The following is a 16954-nucleotide window of genomic DNA, read 5'->3' on the forward strand; positions in this document are numbered from 1 at the left end:
GCTCACCGGTCCCCGGCGGCGGCCGGCTCGGGCGCCACCACGCCGGTACGCGGGACGAAGCCCCAGGTCCGCAGCCCCTTGTCCAGGACCTCGACCAGCTTGTCGCCGGTCAGCCGGGAGTCCGGGGTGGAGCGTCCGGTGATGAACGGGTAGTCGACGATCACCGACGTCTCCCGGCCGAAGTTGCCGATGTAGGCGCCGTCCGGCCCGGTCGCGTCGCGCAGGATGTACTCCAGCGGGTACGGCGGCGGCCCGATCACGAAGTCGGTGCCCTCGAAGCCGGTCCCGTCCTTGTAGTCGTACTCGATGCAGTGGCCGGTGACGTGCTTGCCGTCGATGATGCTGCGCCGGTTCTCCTGATCGCGGGCGAACGCCAGGCACGCGACGCCGTAGCACTCCGCGGCGATCGGCTTGCCGGTCCGGTAAAAGTGCAGGATCAACTCGTGCAGCCGGCCGTTGTTGGCCAGGTCCACGATCGGGCCGGAGCCGCCGACGATGAGCAGGGCGTCGTACCGGTCCGCCTTGCTCAGTTCCGCCGCCAGCGCCCGGAAGTACTCCTCCTGCCGGCGCAGGAAATCCGGCTCGCTGCGGTACGGGCGGTCCGGGAGCCACGCGGCCAGGTTGATCGGGTCGTCCAGTCGTGACGACGCGTCCAGCCGCCGGCCCTTGTCGGCCATCTCCGCCGTGGTCACCGAGCGGCCCAGCGGCGGGTCGACGTACTCGGGGTCCAGGCTGACCCCGATCGGCACCGGCCGTTTGCCGGTCGGGGTGGCGAAGTCCACCCGGTAGCCGGCCTCGTCCAGCGCCTCCAACGGCCCGACGAGTTCCTCAGCCCAGTAGCCGTACTCGGACAGTACGACCAGCACGGACTTGCTCATGGTGCTACTCCTCTCGCGATGAACACCGGTGACTGCTCGGATCCGTCCCGTCCGGGCCGATCCGTCCGCCGGTCACCGAACGGCGGAAAACTGGTTGTCCGGTGCCGCCTGACAGTCCGCCGGCCCGGTGCGGCGGCTGCGCCGGCTGCGGGTGTTGCCGCCCCGGCCAGGCAGGGCGGGGCGCAGGCTCGGGCCGGTGAGCATCCGGCAGATCGCGGCCACGTCGGCCGGCGCGGGTTCGGCGCGGTGCACCAGCTCGCGCACCGCGCAGTCGATCTCGTAGGCCCGCAGCACGCGCTCGTCGACACGGCCGCCGGCGTCGGCGTACCCGGTCAGGAAGGCCTGCCGGCAGCGGGCCACCCAGGCGCCGGCCCGTTGCCCGGCCGCCGCGTCACCGGGCGTCGCGGCGCGCGCCAGCTGATCACGCGCGGTCCACTCCAGCGAGCGGAGCACACCGGCGACGTCCCGGGCGACCGGCTGCCGCGATCGCTGCTCCGGGGCCGTGCGGACCCAGTCGAAGTCGACCACCGCCCCCTGCCCGGTCAGCAGGATGTTGTCCAGCCGCAGATCGCTGTGCACCCGCTGGGCGACGACCGGCTCCCGGCCGGCGGCCACGTCGGCCACCTCGGCCAGTGCGGCGAGCAGCCGCGAGCGGTACGGCTGCAACTCCGGCACCGCGGCCGGCACGTCGTGCGCCTGTCGGATCATGTCGTTGGCGATCCGCCGCAGGTCGAGCGAGCTCAACCGGGCGCCGCGGAACGCGGCCAGCAGGTCGGCGTGCACCCGGGCGACACAGGTGCCCAGGCCGCGCGCGGTCATCATGAAGCCGGTCTCCGGCTCCTCGCCGGCGATCACCGCGCGGGCGCTGCGCACCGCCGCCTCCAGCGCGCCGTGGCCGGCCGGTGCGGCCTGCAGCGCGGCGAAGGTCACGGCGCTGCCGCGCACGTCCGTCTCCAAGGACCCGTGAAGTGCGCTGACGTGGCCGTTGCCCAGGGCGTGCAGGGCGCGGTGCAACTCCAGGCCGGGGTGCCCGCCGCCGGGGACGTGCCGGTACCACTTCAGCACGTACGTGTCGTCGACGAGCACCGGCGTGCACGCCGGGCCGCCGGTGCCGGGCCGTGGAGCGTCGACGACCGCGCAGCTGGGCCGGCCGCTCGCCACCGGTGCGGCGGCACCGGCGAAGACGGAGAGGACCAGACGCATCAGTTCCTCGTCCTGTGTGGCGTCGTAGACGCAACCGTGGTCGAGGTCTCGCACCACGTGGTCCGCCGCGACGGGCGGCGGGCCGGGCCGGATCCCGAGCGGCACCAGGCACCAGCCCGAGACGGGCCCGGCGCCCACCACGGCCAGCACGGCGGCCGGGCCACCGGCCGGCAACCGGTTGACCAGTACCGGGGCGCTGACGACACGCGCCCGGCCCCGATGACCGGCCGGACACCACGGCTGTCGCTGCAACCAGCCGGTCAGCGCGGCCAGCACCGGCGGGGCGTTCAGGTCGGGGATCATCGCTACCACGCACCCGCGGGGAGCACGTCCGGTCGGCCCGCGGTGACACGCCGGTCCGGGGGCAACGGGGTCGCGGCGAACCAGATGAACCCGCACCCGGGAAGCCGCAGCCGCACCGGTCCCTCGGTGACCAGCCGCTGCGGCCCGCTGCCGGCGAGGTTGACCAGCGCGCCACGAGCCTGTTCCGGCAGCTCCAGCCGGACCTCCTGCGGGTGCGCGGAAAGACTGTTGACGCACAGCACCGACTCCTCGGCGCCGGGCCGGCGCCGGACGAAGGCCAGCACGGCGCGGTTGCCGGTGGGTATCTGGATCAGTTCGCCCTGGCCGAAGACGTCGGCGAACCGGTGCCGGATCCGGATCATGTGGCGCATCCAGTGCAGCAGCGAGTCCGGGTCGCGCAGCTGGTATTCCACATTCACCGTCGCGGCATGGAATTCCGGGGCGTCGACCAGCGGCAGGTAACTCTCGTCGGGATCGCGGGTGGAGAAGCCGGCATGCGCGTCGCCACTCCACTGCATCGGGCAGCGGACGCCGTCCCGATCCTCGAGCCAGATGTTGTCGCCCATACCGATCTCGTCGCCGTAGTAGAGGATCGGCGTGCCCGGCAGCGCAAGCAGCAGCGCGTTCATCAGCTTGAGCGCGTCGTGATCGTTGTCCAGCAGCGGTGCCAGCCGGCGGCGGATGCCGATGTTCGCGGTCATCCTGGGGTGGTACGCGTACCTCTCCAGCAGGAACGCCCGCTCCTCGTCGGTGACCATCTCCAGGGTCAGCTCGTCGTGGTTGCGCAGGAACAACGCCCATTGACCACCGCTGGGCAGGGGCGACGTCTCGCTGATGATCTGCGCCACCGGTGTGGCGTCCTGCCGCCGGAGCGCCGCGAACATGCGCGGCATGAGGGGGAAGTGGAACGCCATGTGGCACTCCTCGGCGCCGACCGCCCCGAAGTAGTCGATGACTTGCGGCAGCGGCTGGTTGGCCTCCGCGAGCAGGATCCGGCCCGGGTATTCCTGGTCGACCAGCCGCCGGCAGGCCCGCAGGAACTCGTGCGTCTCGGGCAGGTTCTCGCAGTTGGTCCCCTCGGCTTCGAACAGGTACGGGACCGCGTCCAGGCGCAGGCCGTCGACACCCAGGTCCAGCCAGTAGCGCATGACGTCGAGCACGGCGGCGCGCACTGCCGGGTTGGCGTAGTTGAGGTCGGGCTGCCACCGGTAGAACCGGTGCCAGAAGTAGCGCCGGCGCACCGGGTCGTACGCCCAGTTGGAGGTCTGGGTGTCGGTGAAGATGATCCGGGCGTCCGGGTAACCGGAGTCGTCGTCGGCCCAGACGTAGAAGTCGCCGTACGGACCGTCCGGGTCGCAGCGGCTGGCCTGGAACCACGGATGTTCCTCGCTGGTGTGGTTCAGGACCATGTCGACGATGACCCGGATGCCGCGCCGGTGCGCCTGGCGCAGCAGGGCCCGGAAGTCGTCCAGGGTGCCCAGCTCCGGGCGTACCTGCAGGAAGTCGCTGACGTCGTAACCGCCGTCGCGCATGGGTGAGGCGTAGAACGGCGGCAGCCACAGGCAGTCGATACCGAGCCAGGCCAGGTAGTCCAGGCGTTGCGTCAGGCCCGCCAGGTCCCCGATGCCGTCGCCGTCGCTGTCCTGGAATGCCTGCACCAGCACCTCGTAGACGACGCAGCGGCGATACCAGTCCGGGTCGCCGCCGACCACGTGCGCCGGCAGTCCCTCCTCTGAATGATTACGAAACGGTATTTCTCGCACTTGCCGAAGTCCTTCCACGCCGACTCACCTGACTTCCTGACGGGTGCGCTGAACACTTCGCCGATGCCGCCCCGGCCTAATCGGCCCGATCGACACTCAGTCAACTTGGCTAATTCGCTCGATCCCCGCCGGATGCCGACAGCCGTCAATGACTTCTCGTGATCCGGAAACGACTTCGTGCACTCGATGGCGCAGCCCGGCGACAACAAGATCAGCGAATGCCACGGCTATCTTCCCTAAAACGACAAACCCGCCCGACGGCCTGTCATACCCGCCCTGACCTGCTATATCGGCCCCTCAACAACCAGCATTGCCGTGTGACGAACGCCGCGCTCGCGCAGGAACGTTAGGTTGACCTTGTCGGCGAAGGCGGCACCTGGCAACGATCCGAAGGTCCATGGGTGACTTCGGGGGGCCGCCATGCTGGTACGTTTTTCCACGCCCGAGATCGATCAAAGATTTGTGGAGTCCATCCACGACGACCGGCTCGGGGAATTCGTAAAGAATGTATTCAGCGCATTGCCCCGCTCGGACCAGCGCCGCTGGGCGGAAATCTACACTCGCGGGCTACTGCTGGGCACCGGGCCCAAATCGATCCGCCGGACGGCGCAGGAACTCGTGGCCGAGCCGGCCATCCAGTCGCTGCAACAGTTCGTCAACCAGAGCCCCTGGGACTGGCAGCCGATTCGGGAGCGGCTGGCGGCCGAGGTGCAGGCCCGCCTCTCCCCGGAGGCCTGGGTGGTGGTCGCCAACATCACCAGCAAGCGCGGTGACAAGTCGATCGGCGTGGAGCGGCGCTTCGTGCCCTCCGAGGGACGCCTGATCAACTGCCAGATGGGCCTGGGCCTGATGGCCACCTCGCGGCTGCACGGCGTGCCGATCGACTGGCGCCTGGTCCTGTCGCCCCGCTGGACCGACGACCCGGCCCGCCGCGCCAAGGCCCGCATTCCCGACGGTGTGCACGCCCGGGCCGAGTGGGAGGAGGTCCTCGACATGGTGCGCCAGGTGCGCGACCGGTGGGGCATGCCGGTCGCTCCCCTGCTCGGCGAATGGCGCACCCCGGGCGCCGTCGAACTGGTGAACAGCCTGGTCGCCCTCGATCAGCCGTTCGCACTCGAGGTGGACGGCTCCCTGCTGGTGGCCCCCGCGCACCGGCCGCTGGCACCGGCCGGTCAGCGTGACGCCTGGCAGATGGCACCCCGCCCGCTGGCCCAGCACGCCCGGATCTGGGAGAAGTCGCACCGGCACATCATCGTCGCCACCGGCCAGTCCTCGGCCCGGGTGGTGTCCATGCCGATCACCATGGCGCCGACCGCCTCCCGCTTCGGCGCGGCGGTCGACGTACGCCTCATCGCGGCACACCCGACCGGCAGCGAACCGCCCCGGTACTGGGTCACCAACCTGTTCGACGCCCCGCTGCAGGAGATCATCTTCCTGCTGCAGTTACGGGAGACAGCCGACCGCGCCTCGGACCGGCTCTACACCGAGTTCGGCGTCAGCGACTTCGAGGGCCGGTCGTTCCTCGGATGGCACCACCACGCCACCCTGGTCTCCACCGCCTGCGCCTATGACTGCCTCTACCGATGACGGTTACCATGAGTGTCCACATTGGCATCTCGTGGTGAAGGGGAGCCGCGATTGACCAACATCGACGAGACACCGGCCGACGCGTGGTTGCGCGAGTTCGCCGACCGGGTCTTCGCCTCGCTCCCCCGCTCGGACCAGCGACGATGGGCGCAGCTCTACCTGATCGGCCTGCTGCGGGACGGGCCGCAGGCCATCTCCCGCACCGCGGAGGCCGTCCCGGGCAGGTCAGCCGTCCAATCGTTGCAGCAGTTCATCAACCAGAGCCCCTGGGACTGGGCGCCGGTGCGCGCCCAGGTCGCGCTGGAAATCCACGAGCGGATGGGACCGCGGGCCTGGACCGCCGCCTACTTGGTGATCCCCAAACGTGGTGGACAGGCGGCCGGCGTCGACCGCCGCTTCGTACCGGCGCTGGATCGGACGGTCAATTCCCAGGCGGCCGTCAGCCTGCTCCTCACCGGATCCGCCGGCGGCATCCCGGTGAACTGGCGGCTTCTGCTGTCACCGCGCTGGATCGCCGATCCGGATCTCCGGCGCCAGGCCCGGATCCCGCCCTCCGTGGCGGCCCGCTCGGAGTGGGAGGAACTCGTCGACATGGTGAGCGAGCTCCAGCAGTGGGGACTGCCGCGGCGGCCGCTCGTCGCCCAGTGGTCCGGCATACCCGGCGCTGACCAGCTCATCGGCCAGCTCGCCCAGCAGGACCAGGGATTCCTCGTCGGTGTCGACCCGCAGACCAAGGTCGTCCCGCATCGCTCCACCCGGGCCGACGGCCTCCGCCGATCACCGGCGCCGACCCCGCTGCCGGTGAGCCGATTCCCGGCCGGCGTCCAGCAGCGGGTCACCGTGGTCAACGGGATCACCGGCCGCAAAGAGGTCTTCCGGCTGTCCCAGCGCTCCCTCGCCTTTCCCGGGCAGGAGATGGCCAGTGGCCTCCGGTTGCTCGTGACGGGCCGCGCCGGTCAGGACCGCACGCCGGATTACTGGATCACGAATCTGCGCGACGCCAGCCCCCGGGAGCTGGCCGCCCTGCTGCAGCTGCCCCGGGTGGACAAGCCGGTCGGCGACTCGCTGCACGAGAAGCTGGGCATCCGCGCGTTCACCGGCCGGTCGTTCCCCGGCTGGCACCACTACGTGACCCTCACGTCCATCGCCGTCGCCCTGCAGAACTTCCTGCCGCTGGACGCCTTCTTCAATTGAGTCCGGTACCGGCACATCGCTCGACCGGCTCGCGGCGAAGGCCGACGATCGGGGCAGCCGCGAAACGATCGGCCCGGCCGGCGGTGGTGGGTGGTCATCGTCGGCCTCCGGGAGAAGCTCCGGCTCCGGCTCAACCGCGCGTCCACTGCTGGTTGGCCCCTCCGTTGCAGGACCAGATCTCGACCGCGGTGCCGTTGGCGGTGCCGTTGGCGTAGACGTCCAGGCACTTGCCGGCGCCGGCGGCGGTCACCGTGCCGTTGCTCTGCAGCTGCCATCGCTGGTTGGCCTGACCGTTGCAGTCCCACACCTCGACCCTGGTGCCGTCGGCAGTGGCGGCGCCGGTGACGTCCAGGCACTTGCCACCGCTGGTCCGCAGCTCCCCCGCCGCGGTGGCGGTCCACTGCTGGTTGCCACCACCGTTGCAGTCCCAGATCGCGAGTGGCGTTCCGTTGGTCTGATTGCCGTTCGGTACGTCGAGACACCGGCCGGACTGACTGCCGCGCAACGCGAACGTCCCCGTGGTGGACCCGGTACCGCCGGTGACGAGGTACATGGCCGCGCCGTGGGCGGGAACGGACGCGCTGATCGTCGAGCCGGTGGTGGACGTGGTGTGCGCCCACAGATCGCGTACCGAGTAGGACGCCGCGCCACCGAGCCCGAGCTGCGCGGCCGTGGTGGACACGGTCGCCGTGCTGCTCGCGCGGTTGAGCAGGACGACGGCGGCGGACCCGTTGGCCATCGGCTTGGCCCAGACCTCGGAGTTCCCGTTGTCGGCGATCCGGTTGCCCTGGCGCCCGCCCCAGTCCTGATTCACGCCGATGACCTCGGTGTTGGTCAGGATCGCCTTGGTGGCGGCACTCATCGTGCGCAGGTCGTTGCCGGCGATCAGTGGAGCGTTCAACACCGCCCAGAGGCTGAAGTGAGCCCGGGACTCGGTGTCGCTGAGACCGTTGCCGACCTCGAGCATGTCCGGGTCGTTCCAGGCGCCCGGCTTCGAGTACGACATCCACCCCGGCTGGCTGTCCAGGATGCCCATCACCGAGTTCCAGTTGCCGGCGATGTCACCGGTGGTCCGCCACGAGTTCCCGGTCGCCGGTCCCCAGGAGCCGACACTGTCGGTGCCCCAGTTGCAGATCGCGAACAGGATGGGCCGGCCCGACGTGGCCAGCGCGTCCCGCATCGCGGTGTATCGCTGCTGGCCGGACTTGCCCTGGGTGTCGCCGCAGTTGTCGTACTTCAGGTAGTCGATTCCCCACGAGGCCCACAGCTTGGCGTCGCGCTGCTCGTTGTTGAGGCTGGCCGGGTAGCCGGCGCAGGTGGTGAGACCGGCGGAGGAGTAGATGCCGATCTTGAGGCCCTTGCCGTGGACGTAATCGGCCAGGGCTTTCATGCCGTTGGGGAACTTCTGCGGATCCGGGACGAGGTCGCCGCTGCCGTTGCGGGTCCTCTGCGACCAGCAGTCGTCGATGTTGACGTAGCGGTAGCCGGCCGCGGCCATGCCGCTGGACACCATGGCGTCGGCCGTCTGGCGGATCAGTGTGTCGCTGACGTTGCAGCCGAAGCTGTTCCAGTCGTTCCAGCCGAGTTGGGGAGTGCGAGCCAGGCCGCTCTCGAGGGCCTGGGCCGGCTGGGCGGCGGCGAGCGCTACCGGCGTGGCCACCGCCACGAGCAGCGCCGAGAGGACAGAGCGGAGCGTCTTTCGCACGGAGGTACTCCTTACCGCTGTAGGGGGCTGCGGTCCTCGAACACGAACGGGTGGCCCGCTCGCTCCCGCCGGGCGAACGAGCTCAGGCCGATGGCTGCGCGAGGCGCGCCGGCCGGGACGCGCCCCGGGGATGAGGCAGTGACCGTCCACCGGCGGTGGCCCGCACATCCGCGCCTTCGCTCCCAGGTCCCGGAGATGGCAGATCGCAGTGGCGGACAGCGGCCGTCGGCGTCGCTTTGTGTTCGAAGTCGTTTCAAGCTGTCAGTTACAGTGACGGTTGTCAATGGCATCGGGCAGCCGGCCGGTGGGATCGAACGGGCTCATGCGGCAGTCCCTCCACCGGTCCCGGCACAGTCGACAAGAACCTTCATGACGTCGCCGCCGGCCTCCAGCGCCGCGAAGGCCGCCGGGACATCGGTGAGCGGCACGACGCGGCTGATCAGCCGGTCGGCGTCGACGGTGCCGCCGGCGACCAGGCGTACCGCCTCCTCGAAGTCGGCCCGGTCGTAGAGGCGGGCACCGACCAGCGTGAGTTCGCGCCAGAAGAAGCGGTGCAGGTTCACCTCGCGCGGCCGGGGATGGATGGCGACCAGGCACAACCGGCCGTGCACCCCGAGCACGTCGACGGCGACCCGCACGCCGGCCTCGGCGCCGGACACCTCGAAGGAGGCGTCCGCGCCCGCCTCGCCCGTCCACTCCCGGACCCGCTCCGGCACGTCCTCGGAAAGCGGGTCCCAGGTCCGCAGGCCGAGGCCGGCGGCGAGTCGCCTGCGGTGCTCGCTGATCTCGGCCAGCCGCACGTCGGCGCCCCGCGCCCGCGCCACCACCGCGATCAGGACACCGACGGGTCCCCCGCCGACCACGACCACCCGCTCGCCGGGCCGGATGGCGGCCCGCCCCACGTCGTGCACCGCCACCGCGGTCGGCTCGACCAGCGCGGCCCGGTCCAGCGGCAGCCCGGCCGGCAGCCGGACCAGCGTGGTGGCCGGGACGGTCCACCGTTGCTGCATGGCCCCCGGCGAGTCGATGCCGATGAAGTCCAGGTTCTGGCAGATGTGGTGGTTGCCGTGCAGGCAGGCCGGGCAGGTGCCGTCCCAGCGCAGCGGCATGACGGTGACCGCGTCGCCCGGTCGCCATCCCGGCACGTCCGGCCCGACGCGCACGACACGCCCGGACATCTCGTGGCCGATGACGGCCGGCGTGGTGACCCGCGCGTCCATGTCGCCGTGGAAGATGTGCAGGTCGGTTCCGCAGATGCCGACGTAGGCGGGCGCCACCTCCACCTCACCGGGGCCGGGCGGGCGGGTGGTCGACGGGCCGGTGTCCAGCCGGCGCGCGCTGCGGTATCGGACGGCGAGCGGTGTGGTCATGAACGTTCACGCTCCCTTCGGTACGGACGACAGCTGGTAGAAGGAGGTGGCGGTGCCGCCGAGCACGGCGTCGGCCTCGTCCGCGGTGCAGCCGGAGAGCAGCTCGTCGACGGTGGCGGCCCATCGGTTCCAGCCGCCGGCGAGGGTGCACACCGGCCAGTCGGAGCCGAACATCAGCCGCTCCGGGCCGAACGCGGACAGCAGCACCTCGGCCACCGGGCGAATGTCCGGCGACGTCCAGCCCCGGCGATCGGCCTCGGTGATCAGACCGGAGAACTTGCCGACCACGTTTCCGTACGCGGCGAGGCGACGCACCTGACGCTCCCACCCGTGCAGGTCCCGACCGGCGATCGGCGGCTTGCCCGCGTGATCGAGCACGATCGGCAGGCCGGGCCACCGCTCGGCGAGGCGGATGCCCTGCTCGAACTGGTGGCTGCGGATCAGCAGGTCGTAGCCGAGACCGCGCAGCTGGACCGCCCGCAGCCCGCGCTCCACCTCCGGCCGCTGCAACCAGGCCGGGTCGGCCTCGCCCTGCACGAGATGGCGCAGACCCCGCAGGCGAGTGCCACCGCGCCCGGCCCGCAGCTCGTCGATGCGGTCGCCGATGGCGGGTGAGGTCAGGTCGGCCCAGCCGACCACGGCCCCGATCAGGGGTTCGTCAGCGGCCAGCGCCAGCAGTTCCCGGGTCTCCTCGACCGTGGCCAGGCAATGCACCAGCACCGTCGCCCGCAGGGGTCGCCCGCCGATCGGCCGGGTCGCCGCCGCCCGCAGATCCGCCATGCCGAAGCTTCGCCGGATCGGCTCGTTGCCGTCCTCGTCGAGCCACGGCTGCGGACGCCGGCGCAGATCCCACAGGTGGTGGTGGGCGTCGACGAGTCCGTGGTCAGACACGCGCCGACCACACCGGGCCGTCGGGGTACGCGAACTCCTTCAGCGTCGCGGGCAGCATCTGCGCGCTGAGGCCGGGCGCGGCCGGGGCCAGGTAGCGCCCGTCGCGGATCCGGACCGGGTCGACGAAGTGCTCGTGCAGGTGGTCGACGTACTCGATGACCCGGTCCTCGATCGCGCCGGAGACGGCGACGTAGTCGAACATCGACAGATGCTGCACCATCTCGCACAGGCCCACGCCGCCGGCGTGCGGGCAGACCGGTATCCCGAATTTCGCCGCGAGCAGCAGAATGGCGATGTTCTCGTTGACACCGCCCACCCGCGCCGCGTCGATCTGCACGATGTCCACCGCACCGGCCTGCAACAGCTGCTTGAAGACCACCCGGTTGGCGATGTGCTCACCGGTGGCCACCTTGATCGGGTGCACGGCGGCGCGGACCGCCGCGTGTCCCAGGATGTCGTCCGGCGAGGTGGGCTCCTCGATCCAGTACGGCCGCGCCGGGGCGAGCGCCCGCATCCACGCGATCGCGGGTCCCACGTCCCATCGCTGGTTGGCGTCCACGGCGATCCGGATGTCCGGACCGACGGCGGCCCGGGCGGCGTCCAACCGGCGGATGTCGTCCTCGAGCGAGGCGCCGACCTTCAGTTTGATCTGAGTGAATCCGTCGGCCACCGCCTCCCGGGCGAGCCTGGTCAGCTTGTCGTCGGGGTACCCGAGCCAGCCCGGCGTGGTGGTGTATGCGGGATAACCCGACTCGAGCAGCCGCGCGATCCGCTCGTCGCGGCCGGACTCGCCCCGGTGCAACAGCTCGAGCGCGTCCTGCGGCGTGAGGGCGTCGGTGAGCCAGCGGAAGTCGACCTGCGCCACCAGCTCGGCCGGCGACATGTCACTGAGGAACCGCCACACGGGCTTACCCGCCCGCTTGGCGGCCAGGTCCCACGCGGCGTTCACGACAGCGCCGGTCGCCATGTGGATGGCGCCCTTCTCCGGCCCGAGCCAGCGCAGCTGCGGGTCGTGCACCAGCCCGCGGGCGAAGGCGCCGAGGTCCGAACAGATCTCGTCGACTCGCCGGCCGACCACGTACGGCGCGAGCGCCGCGATCGCCGCGGCCTGCACGTCGTTGCCGCGGCCCGTGGTGAAGGCGAACGCGTGGCCCTCGCACCCGTCGGACGCGTCGGTTCGAAGGATCACATAGGCGGCGGAGTAGTCCGGTTCCGGGTTCATGGCATCGGATCCGTCGAGCTCCTCCGAGGTGGGGAAGCGGATATCGAGTACCTCAAGGCCGGTGATCGAGGCTGGACGGGCAGCAGGCATAGGTCACTCCGGTCAACGCGCGAAGCGCCGCATCAGCGCTCCAGACATCCGATGTTTACAGGACAGCTCTACGGGTCGGACGCGTCATTCCTGCGCCTTGCCCGAGGTGATCCGCGACAGCACCAGCGCGATAAGGATGATGGCGCCGTTCAGCGCGCCGATCCACTGAGCCGGCACCGAGGCCAGGGTCAGCACGTTCTGGATCAGATACAGCAACAGGATGCCGGTGAAGGCGCCGAAGACGGTGCCCTTGCCGCCGTTGAGGCTGACGCCGCCGATCACCGCCGCGGCGAACACCGTGAAGATGTAACCGTTGCCCTGCGACGCGGCGACCGAGGCGAGCCGGCCGGACAGCAGCAGGCCGCCCACGGCGGCGAGCAGACTCGCCGCGATGAGCGCGATGGACAGCACTCGCTCCACCCGGATGCCGGCCGCCCGGGCGGCGTCGGCGTTCCCGCCGATGGCGTACAGGGCCCGGCCGAAGCGGGTGTAGCCCAGCAGGACGATGCCCACCGCGAACAGGACGAGGCACAGCCACACCGAGGCCGGGAAGCCCAGCCAGACCTCGGTGCCGAGGTACATCATCGACGCGGGCAGCCCGAAGAAGGTCTGGCCGCCGGAGATGCCGGTGAGCAGGCCCCGCAGCACGATCAGCATGCCCAGGGTCACGATGAACCCGTTGAGCCCGAACCGGACGATCAGGAGCGCGTTGACGGTGCCCACCACCACCCCCACGAGCAGGGTGATCGGGACCGCCCAGGCGCCGGAGAGCAGTCCGAGGCCGTGGCCGGCTCCGGCCGACACGGTCAGCCAGGCGGCGATGCCCGGCGCCAGGCCGAAGGTCGACTCCAGGGACAGGTCCATCTTGCCGGCCACCAGCACGAGGGTCTGCGCCAGCACGAGCAGGGCGATCTCGGACATGGTCTGCAGGACGTTGATGAGGTTGTCCCGGTTGAGGAAGACCGGGTTGACCAGTTGGCCGATGACGGCGATGACCACGATCGCCGGCACCAGCACCAGGTCACGCAGGCGCGCGAACCGGACGCCGGCGAAGCGACGGGCCGGCTGCGGCGGGCCCGGCACGTCGCGCTCGGGCGCCGGCGCGGTTGCGGTGTCAGACATGCCGGTTCATTCCCTCCATCGCTGCTACGAGGTCATGGTCGTGCCAGCCGCGCGGCAATTCGGCGACCAGGCGTCCCTGGAAGAGCACCAGGACCCGGTCGCACGGCCGCAGGTCGTCCAGCTCGTCGGAGGCGACCAGCACCGCGGTGCCACCGTCGGCGGCCTCCTCGACCTTGGCCAACAGGAACTCCTTCGAGCGGACGTCGACGCCCGCCGTCGGGTTGATCAGGACCAGCAGACGGGGGTTGCTGGCCAGCGCCCGCGCCATGACGACCTTCTGCTGATTGCCGCCGGACAGCGCGCGTACCGGGAGGTCCGGGCCGGCGGTCTTGATCGCGAGACTCCTGATCATCGCGTGCGCCTCGGCGGCGGTCCGGCGGCGGCTGATCAGGCCGGCCCGGCCGAGGCGTCCGGCGATCGTCATGGTGGCGTTGTCGGCGATCGACATGTCGGCCACGAAGCCCTGATGGTGCCGGTCCTGGGGGACGAAGCCGATCCCGGCCGCCAGGCCGGCGCCGACGTCTCCCGGCCGTAACGGAGTGCCACCCACCGAGACCGTCCCGGAGGCCGGACGGCGCAGACCCACGATGGTCTCCGCCGCCTCGATCCGCCCGCTGCCACCGGCGCCGGCGAGGCCGACGATCTCGCCCGGCCGGACGTCGAGACTCAGGTCCTCGACATTGCCTCCGGCCAGTCCGCTCACCTCGAGCACCGGTGGCGCCGTCCGGCTGGGCGCCGTCCGGTGCCGGGTCGCGGTCAGGCCGCCGGCCTCCCCCGTCATCGCGGCGACCAGGTCGTCGCGTGGCAGGTCGGCGACCGGGGCGGTGACGATCCAGCGGGCGTCCCGGAAGACCGTCACCGTGTCGCAGATGTCGTAGACCTCCTGCAGGTGATGACTGATGAACAGGAAGGTGACCTGTTGTGCCTGCAAGTGGCGGATCTTGGCGAACAGCCTGTCGATCGCACCGGCGTCGAGCTGCGCGGTGGGTTCGTCGAGGATGATGAACCGCGCGCCGAACGACAGGGCGCGGGCGATCTCGACGAACTGGCGCTGTTCCACGGACAGCTCCCCGGCCAGGGTACGAGCATCGACGTCGACCCCGTAGGTGCCGAGCAGCTCCTGCGCCCGCCGCCGCACCACCGGCCAGCGGAGCAAGCCGGTGCGGCCGCGGTCCTGCCGATTCAGGAAGAGATTCTCGGCCACCGACAGCGAGCCGATGATCGTCGACTTCTGGTAGACGCAGGCCACCTCCCGGCGCCAGCCGTCCCGGTCGCTCGACCGCGGCGCCGGGCGCCCACCGAACCGCAGCCGCCCGGAGTCCGGTTGCTGCAAACCGGTGAGGATCGACACCAGCGTCGACTTACCGGCGCCGTTGCGGCCCACCAACGCGTGGGTCTCCCCCGGTTGCACGACCAGCCCGACGTCGTGCAGGGCCACCGTCGATCCGAATCGCTTGCTGATGTGTGTCGCCTCGACCACGGGCCGGGTCGCGGCACCCGGCCCGTCCGCGCCGGGCCGCTGTTCGTTCGTCATGTCCCGCTTCTCCGCCCGCTCCCGGCCTCAGCCTGCGTTGTTGCCCCAGAGCGACTTGTCCTCGGACTTCACGCTCGGCGTGCCGCCGTAGGTGCCGCCGTCCGCGGTGACCAGGGGAGCCTGCAGCTGGTCCTCGAGGACGCCCGGGCGTACCTGGATGATCGTGCTGTGGTGGTCGGTCGGTCCCGCCTGGAACGTCTTGCCGGCGATCGCGTCCTTGAGGTACGAGATCGCGTACTTGGCGTACAGATCGGCGGGCTGTGAGACGGTGGCGTCGATGTCGCCGGCGGCGATGTCCTTCAGCTCCTGCGGGATGCCGTCGTTGCTGACCACGTACACGTGCTTGGGGTCGGTCGGCGGCACCGCCAGACCGCGTTGCTTGAGCAGCTGCTTGGTGCCGGCCAGCGCGAAACTGGACTGCATGTAGACGCCCTTGATGTCGGGGTGCTCGGTGAGCCGCGTCTGCAGCTTCTGCGAGGCGGTGGCGCCGTCCCAGTTGGTCGCCTCGCCGAAGACGGTGATGTTCGGATAGTTCTTCTTCATGCACTCGTTGAACGCCTCGGTGCGATCCCGGCCGTTGATCGAGTCCAGGCCGCCCTCGAGCATCACGACCTTGCCCGCGCCCTTGAGCTTGGCGCCGAGGAACTGGCACGCCTTCTCCCCGTACGCCCGGTTGTCGGCTCGGACGACCATGAAGACGTTGCCGGTGTCCGGCCGGGTGTCGATGGTGACCACCGGGATCTTCTTGGCCTCGAGTTGTTGCAGGGTGGGCGCGATCGCGGCGGTGTCCTGCGGGGCCATCGCGACGCCCTTGACGCCCTGGCTGATGAAGGTCTGCACGTTGGCCGTCAGCTTGGCGATGTCGTTCTGCGAGTTGGTCGTCTTGAGGTCGGCGCCCAGCTCGCTCGCGAACTGGGGTGTGTACTTGATGAACGAGTTCCAGAAGTCGGTGTCCGAGCGCGGGTAATCAACGCCGACCAGCGGCTTGCTGCTGCCGGCACCGCCGCCGCTGTCGTTGCCGCACGCCGCCACGAGCCCGGCGGCCAGCACGAGGACGGCTCCAGCGCTACCGAGTTGACGTCTCATCGGTGCTCCGATCTGTGTCCCGAAGGGTGTGGGTGAGAGGGTGAGCGAGGGCACACGAGGCGGCATGATCGCTTTCGACCACACAGACATGGGATGTCTTTGTAGACCCTCTTACCAACCTCTGTCCATAGACGGCGCTGAAATTGCCGCACGATGCCGAGTCAGCCCATCTTCGGTACGCCATCGGCACTCCGCCGGCATGCTCATCGGCGCGCAGACATGGGATGTCCTGGTAGGCTGCAGCCCGCGTTGCCGCCGCCGGATCCCGTGCGAGGAGGACCACCGTGTCGTTGACGGACAAGGCCATCGCGCGGATCCGTGAGCTCATCCTCACCGGCGAGCTGCGGCCCGGCTCCCGGCTGCCGCCGGAACACCAGCTCGCCGCCGACCTCGGCCTGGGCCGCAACCTCATGCGCGAGGCGGTCAAGGCACTGGTGGTCGCCAACGTGCTCGAAGTGCGCCGGGGCACCGGCACCTACGTGACCAGCCTGGAGCCCGAGCTCCTGCTCGAGGGCGTCGGCGTCGCCGTGGAACTGCTGCAGGGGCACACCCTGCTGGAGCTGACCGAGGTGCGCCGGATGTTCGAGCCGGTGGCCACCGGGCTGGCCGCCGAGCGGGTCTCCGCCGAGCAGCTCGACACCATTCGCGGACATCTGGAGGCCATGCGCGGCGCGCGCGATGACGTCGAGCTGCTCAACCAGCACGACGCCGCCTTCCATCGCGCGGTGTTCGCCGCGACCGGCAACCGGACCCTGTCGACGCTGCTCGACGGGGTCTCCAGCCAGACACTGCGGGCCCGCGTCTGGCGCGGTCTCGTCGACGACAACGCCGCGGGCCGCACCCTGGCCGAGCACGAGGCCATCTACGGAGCGCTCGTCGCCCGCGACCCGGCACTCGCCCATGCCGCGGCGCTGCTGCATGTCGCCACTACCGAGAGCTGGCTCCGAGCCCATCTGGAGGCGGAGGCCGCCGAGCCGGAGGAGAATTAGAGGCGAACTGAGCCCTA

At 70.6% G+C, this 16954-nt stretch carries 13 protein-coding genes; 3 read left to right on the forward strand and 10 right to left on the reverse strand.

The window, feature by feature from the left end:
* Window positions 1-2 precede the first annotated feature (2 nt).
* The 3 genes from Actob_RS23925 to treS form a co-directional block, all read right to left on the reverse strand.
* Window positions 3-878, reverse strand: a complete 876-nt coding sequence (locus Actob_RS23925; RefSeq protein WP_284914034.1) for a type 1 glutamine amidotransferase domain-containing protein — start codon at window positions 876-878, stop codon at window positions 3-5.
* A 72-nt stretch (window positions 879-950) separates the two neighbouring features.
* Entirely contained in the window at window positions 951-2384 is a 1434-nt protein-coding gene (locus tag Actob_RS23930; protein ID WP_284914035.1) for a maltokinase N-terminal cap-like domain-containing protein, read from the reverse strand.
* 2 nt (window positions 2385-2386) lie between these two features.
* A complete protein-coding gene (treS, locus tag Actob_RS23935; RefSeq protein ID WP_284914036.1) occupies window positions 2387-4147 on the reverse strand; it encodes a maltose alpha-D-glucosyltransferase in 1761 nt (586 codons plus the stop codon).
* A 420-nt stretch (window positions 4148-4567) separates the two neighbouring features.
* On the opposite strand from treS, the gene Actob_RS23940 reads away from it, so the two are divergent.
* Window positions 4568-5734, forward strand: a complete 1167-nt coding sequence (locus tag Actob_RS23940; protein ID WP_284914037.1) for an IS701 family transposase — start codon at window positions 4568-4570, stop codon at window positions 5732-5734.
* Window positions 5735-5785: 51 nt separating this feature from the next.
* Window positions 5786-6928: an IS701 family transposase gene (locus Actob_RS23945; RefSeq protein ID WP_284914038.1), complete on the forward strand. Its 1143-nt coding sequence runs from the start codon at window positions 5786-5788 to the stop codon at window positions 6926-6928.
* A 130-nt stretch (window positions 6929-7058) separates the two neighbouring features.
* On the opposite strand, the gene Actob_RS23950 is transcribed toward Actob_RS23945, so the two are convergent.
* The 7 genes from Actob_RS23950 to Actob_RS23980 form a co-directional block, all read right to left on the reverse strand.
* Window positions 7059-8633 (reverse strand): lectin, encoded by a 1575-nt coding sequence (locus Actob_RS23950; protein ID WP_284914039.1) that lies wholly within the window; start codon window positions 8631-8633, stop codon window positions 7059-7061.
* Window positions 8634-8953: 320 nt separating this feature from the next.
* Complete coding sequence (locus tag Actob_RS23955; protein ID WP_284914040.1) at window positions 8954-10003, reverse strand: zinc-dependent alcohol dehydrogenase; 1050 nt, start codon at window positions 10001-10003, stop codon at window positions 8954-8956.
* A 6-nt stretch (window positions 10004-10009) separates the two neighbouring features.
* A complete protein-coding gene (locus Actob_RS23960; RefSeq protein WP_284914041.1) occupies window positions 10010-10894 on the reverse strand; it encodes an amidohydrolase family protein in 885 nt (294 codons plus the stop codon).
* Window positions 10887-12206: an enolase C-terminal domain-like protein gene (locus tag Actob_RS23965; RefSeq protein WP_284914042.1), complete on the reverse strand. Its 1320-nt coding sequence runs from the start codon at window positions 12204-12206 to the stop codon at window positions 10887-10889. Before Actob_RS23965 ends, Actob_RS23960 begins: the two co-directional genes overlap by 8 nt.
* A gap of 84 nt (window positions 12207-12290) precedes the next feature.
* Window positions 12291-13328 (reverse strand): ABC transporter permease, encoded by a 1038-nt coding sequence (locus tag Actob_RS23970; protein WP_284914043.1) that lies wholly within the window; start codon window positions 13326-13328, stop codon window positions 12291-12293.
* Window positions 13321-14862, reverse strand: coding sequence for a sugar ABC transporter ATP-binding protein (locus Actob_RS23975; RefSeq protein WP_284914044.1), 1542 nt, complete (start codon window positions 14860-14862; stop codon window positions 13321-13323). Before Actob_RS23975 ends, Actob_RS23970 begins: the two co-directional genes overlap by 8 nt.
* Before the next feature lie 27 nt (window positions 14863-14889).
* The gene (locus Actob_RS23980) at window positions 14890-15948 is read right to left on the reverse strand and encodes a sugar ABC transporter substrate-binding protein (RefSeq protein ID WP_284914045.1); all 1059 of its coding nucleotides are present in this window, start codon (window positions 15946-15948) and stop codon (window positions 14890-14892) included.
* A 284-nt stretch (window positions 15949-16232) separates the two neighbouring features.
* On the opposite strand from Actob_RS23980, the gene Actob_RS23985 reads away from it, so the two are divergent.
* On the forward strand, window positions 16233-16937 hold the full coding sequence (locus Actob_RS23985; protein WP_284914046.1) for a FadR/GntR family transcriptional regulator: 705 nt from the start codon (window positions 16233-16235) through the stop codon (window positions 16935-16937).
* Window positions 16938-16954 lie beyond the last annotated feature (17 nt).

It is taken from the genome of Actinoplanes oblitus, assembly GCF_030252345.1.
In the GTDB taxonomy this organism is placed as follows: domain Bacteria; phylum Actinomycetota; class Actinomycetes; order Mycobacteriales; family Micromonosporaceae; genus Actinoplanes; species Actinoplanes oblitus.

What these genes read in the sequence shown, in the direction of transcription:
- Actob_RS23925 (WP_284914034.1), bottom strand. Translation starts at nt 878, where the DNA reads ATGAGCAAGTCCGTGCTGGTCGTACTGTCCGAGTACGGCTACTGGGCT.
- Actob_RS23980 (WP_284914045.1), bottom strand. Translation starts at nt 15,948, where the DNA reads ATGAGACGTCAACTCGGTAGCGCTGGAGCCGTCCTCGTGCTGGCCGCC.
- Actob_RS23955 (WP_284914040.1), bottom strand. Translation starts at nt 10,003, where the DNA reads ATGACCACACCGCTCGCCGTCCGATACCGCAGCGCGCGCCGGCTGGAC.
- Actob_RS23970 (WP_284914043.1), bottom strand. Translation starts at nt 13,328, where the DNA reads ATGTCTGACACCGCAACCGCGCCGGCGCCCGAGCGCGACGTGCCGGGC.
- Actob_RS23930 (WP_284914035.1), bottom strand. Translation starts at nt 2,384, where the DNA reads ATGATCCCCGACCTGAACGCCCCGCCGGTGCTGGCCGCGCTGACCGGC.
- Actob_RS23965 (WP_284914042.1), bottom strand. Translation starts at nt 12,206, where the DNA reads ATGCCTGCTGCCCGTCCAGCCTCGATCACCGGCCTTGAGGTACTCGAT.
- Actob_RS23975 (WP_284914044.1), bottom strand. Translation starts at nt 14,862, where the DNA reads ATGACGAACGAACAGCGGCCCGGCGCGGACGGGCCGGGTGCCGCGACC.
- Actob_RS23940 (WP_284914037.1), top strand. Translation starts at nt 4,568, where the DNA reads ATGCTGGTACGTTTTTCCACGCCCGAGATCGATCAAAGATTTGTGGAG.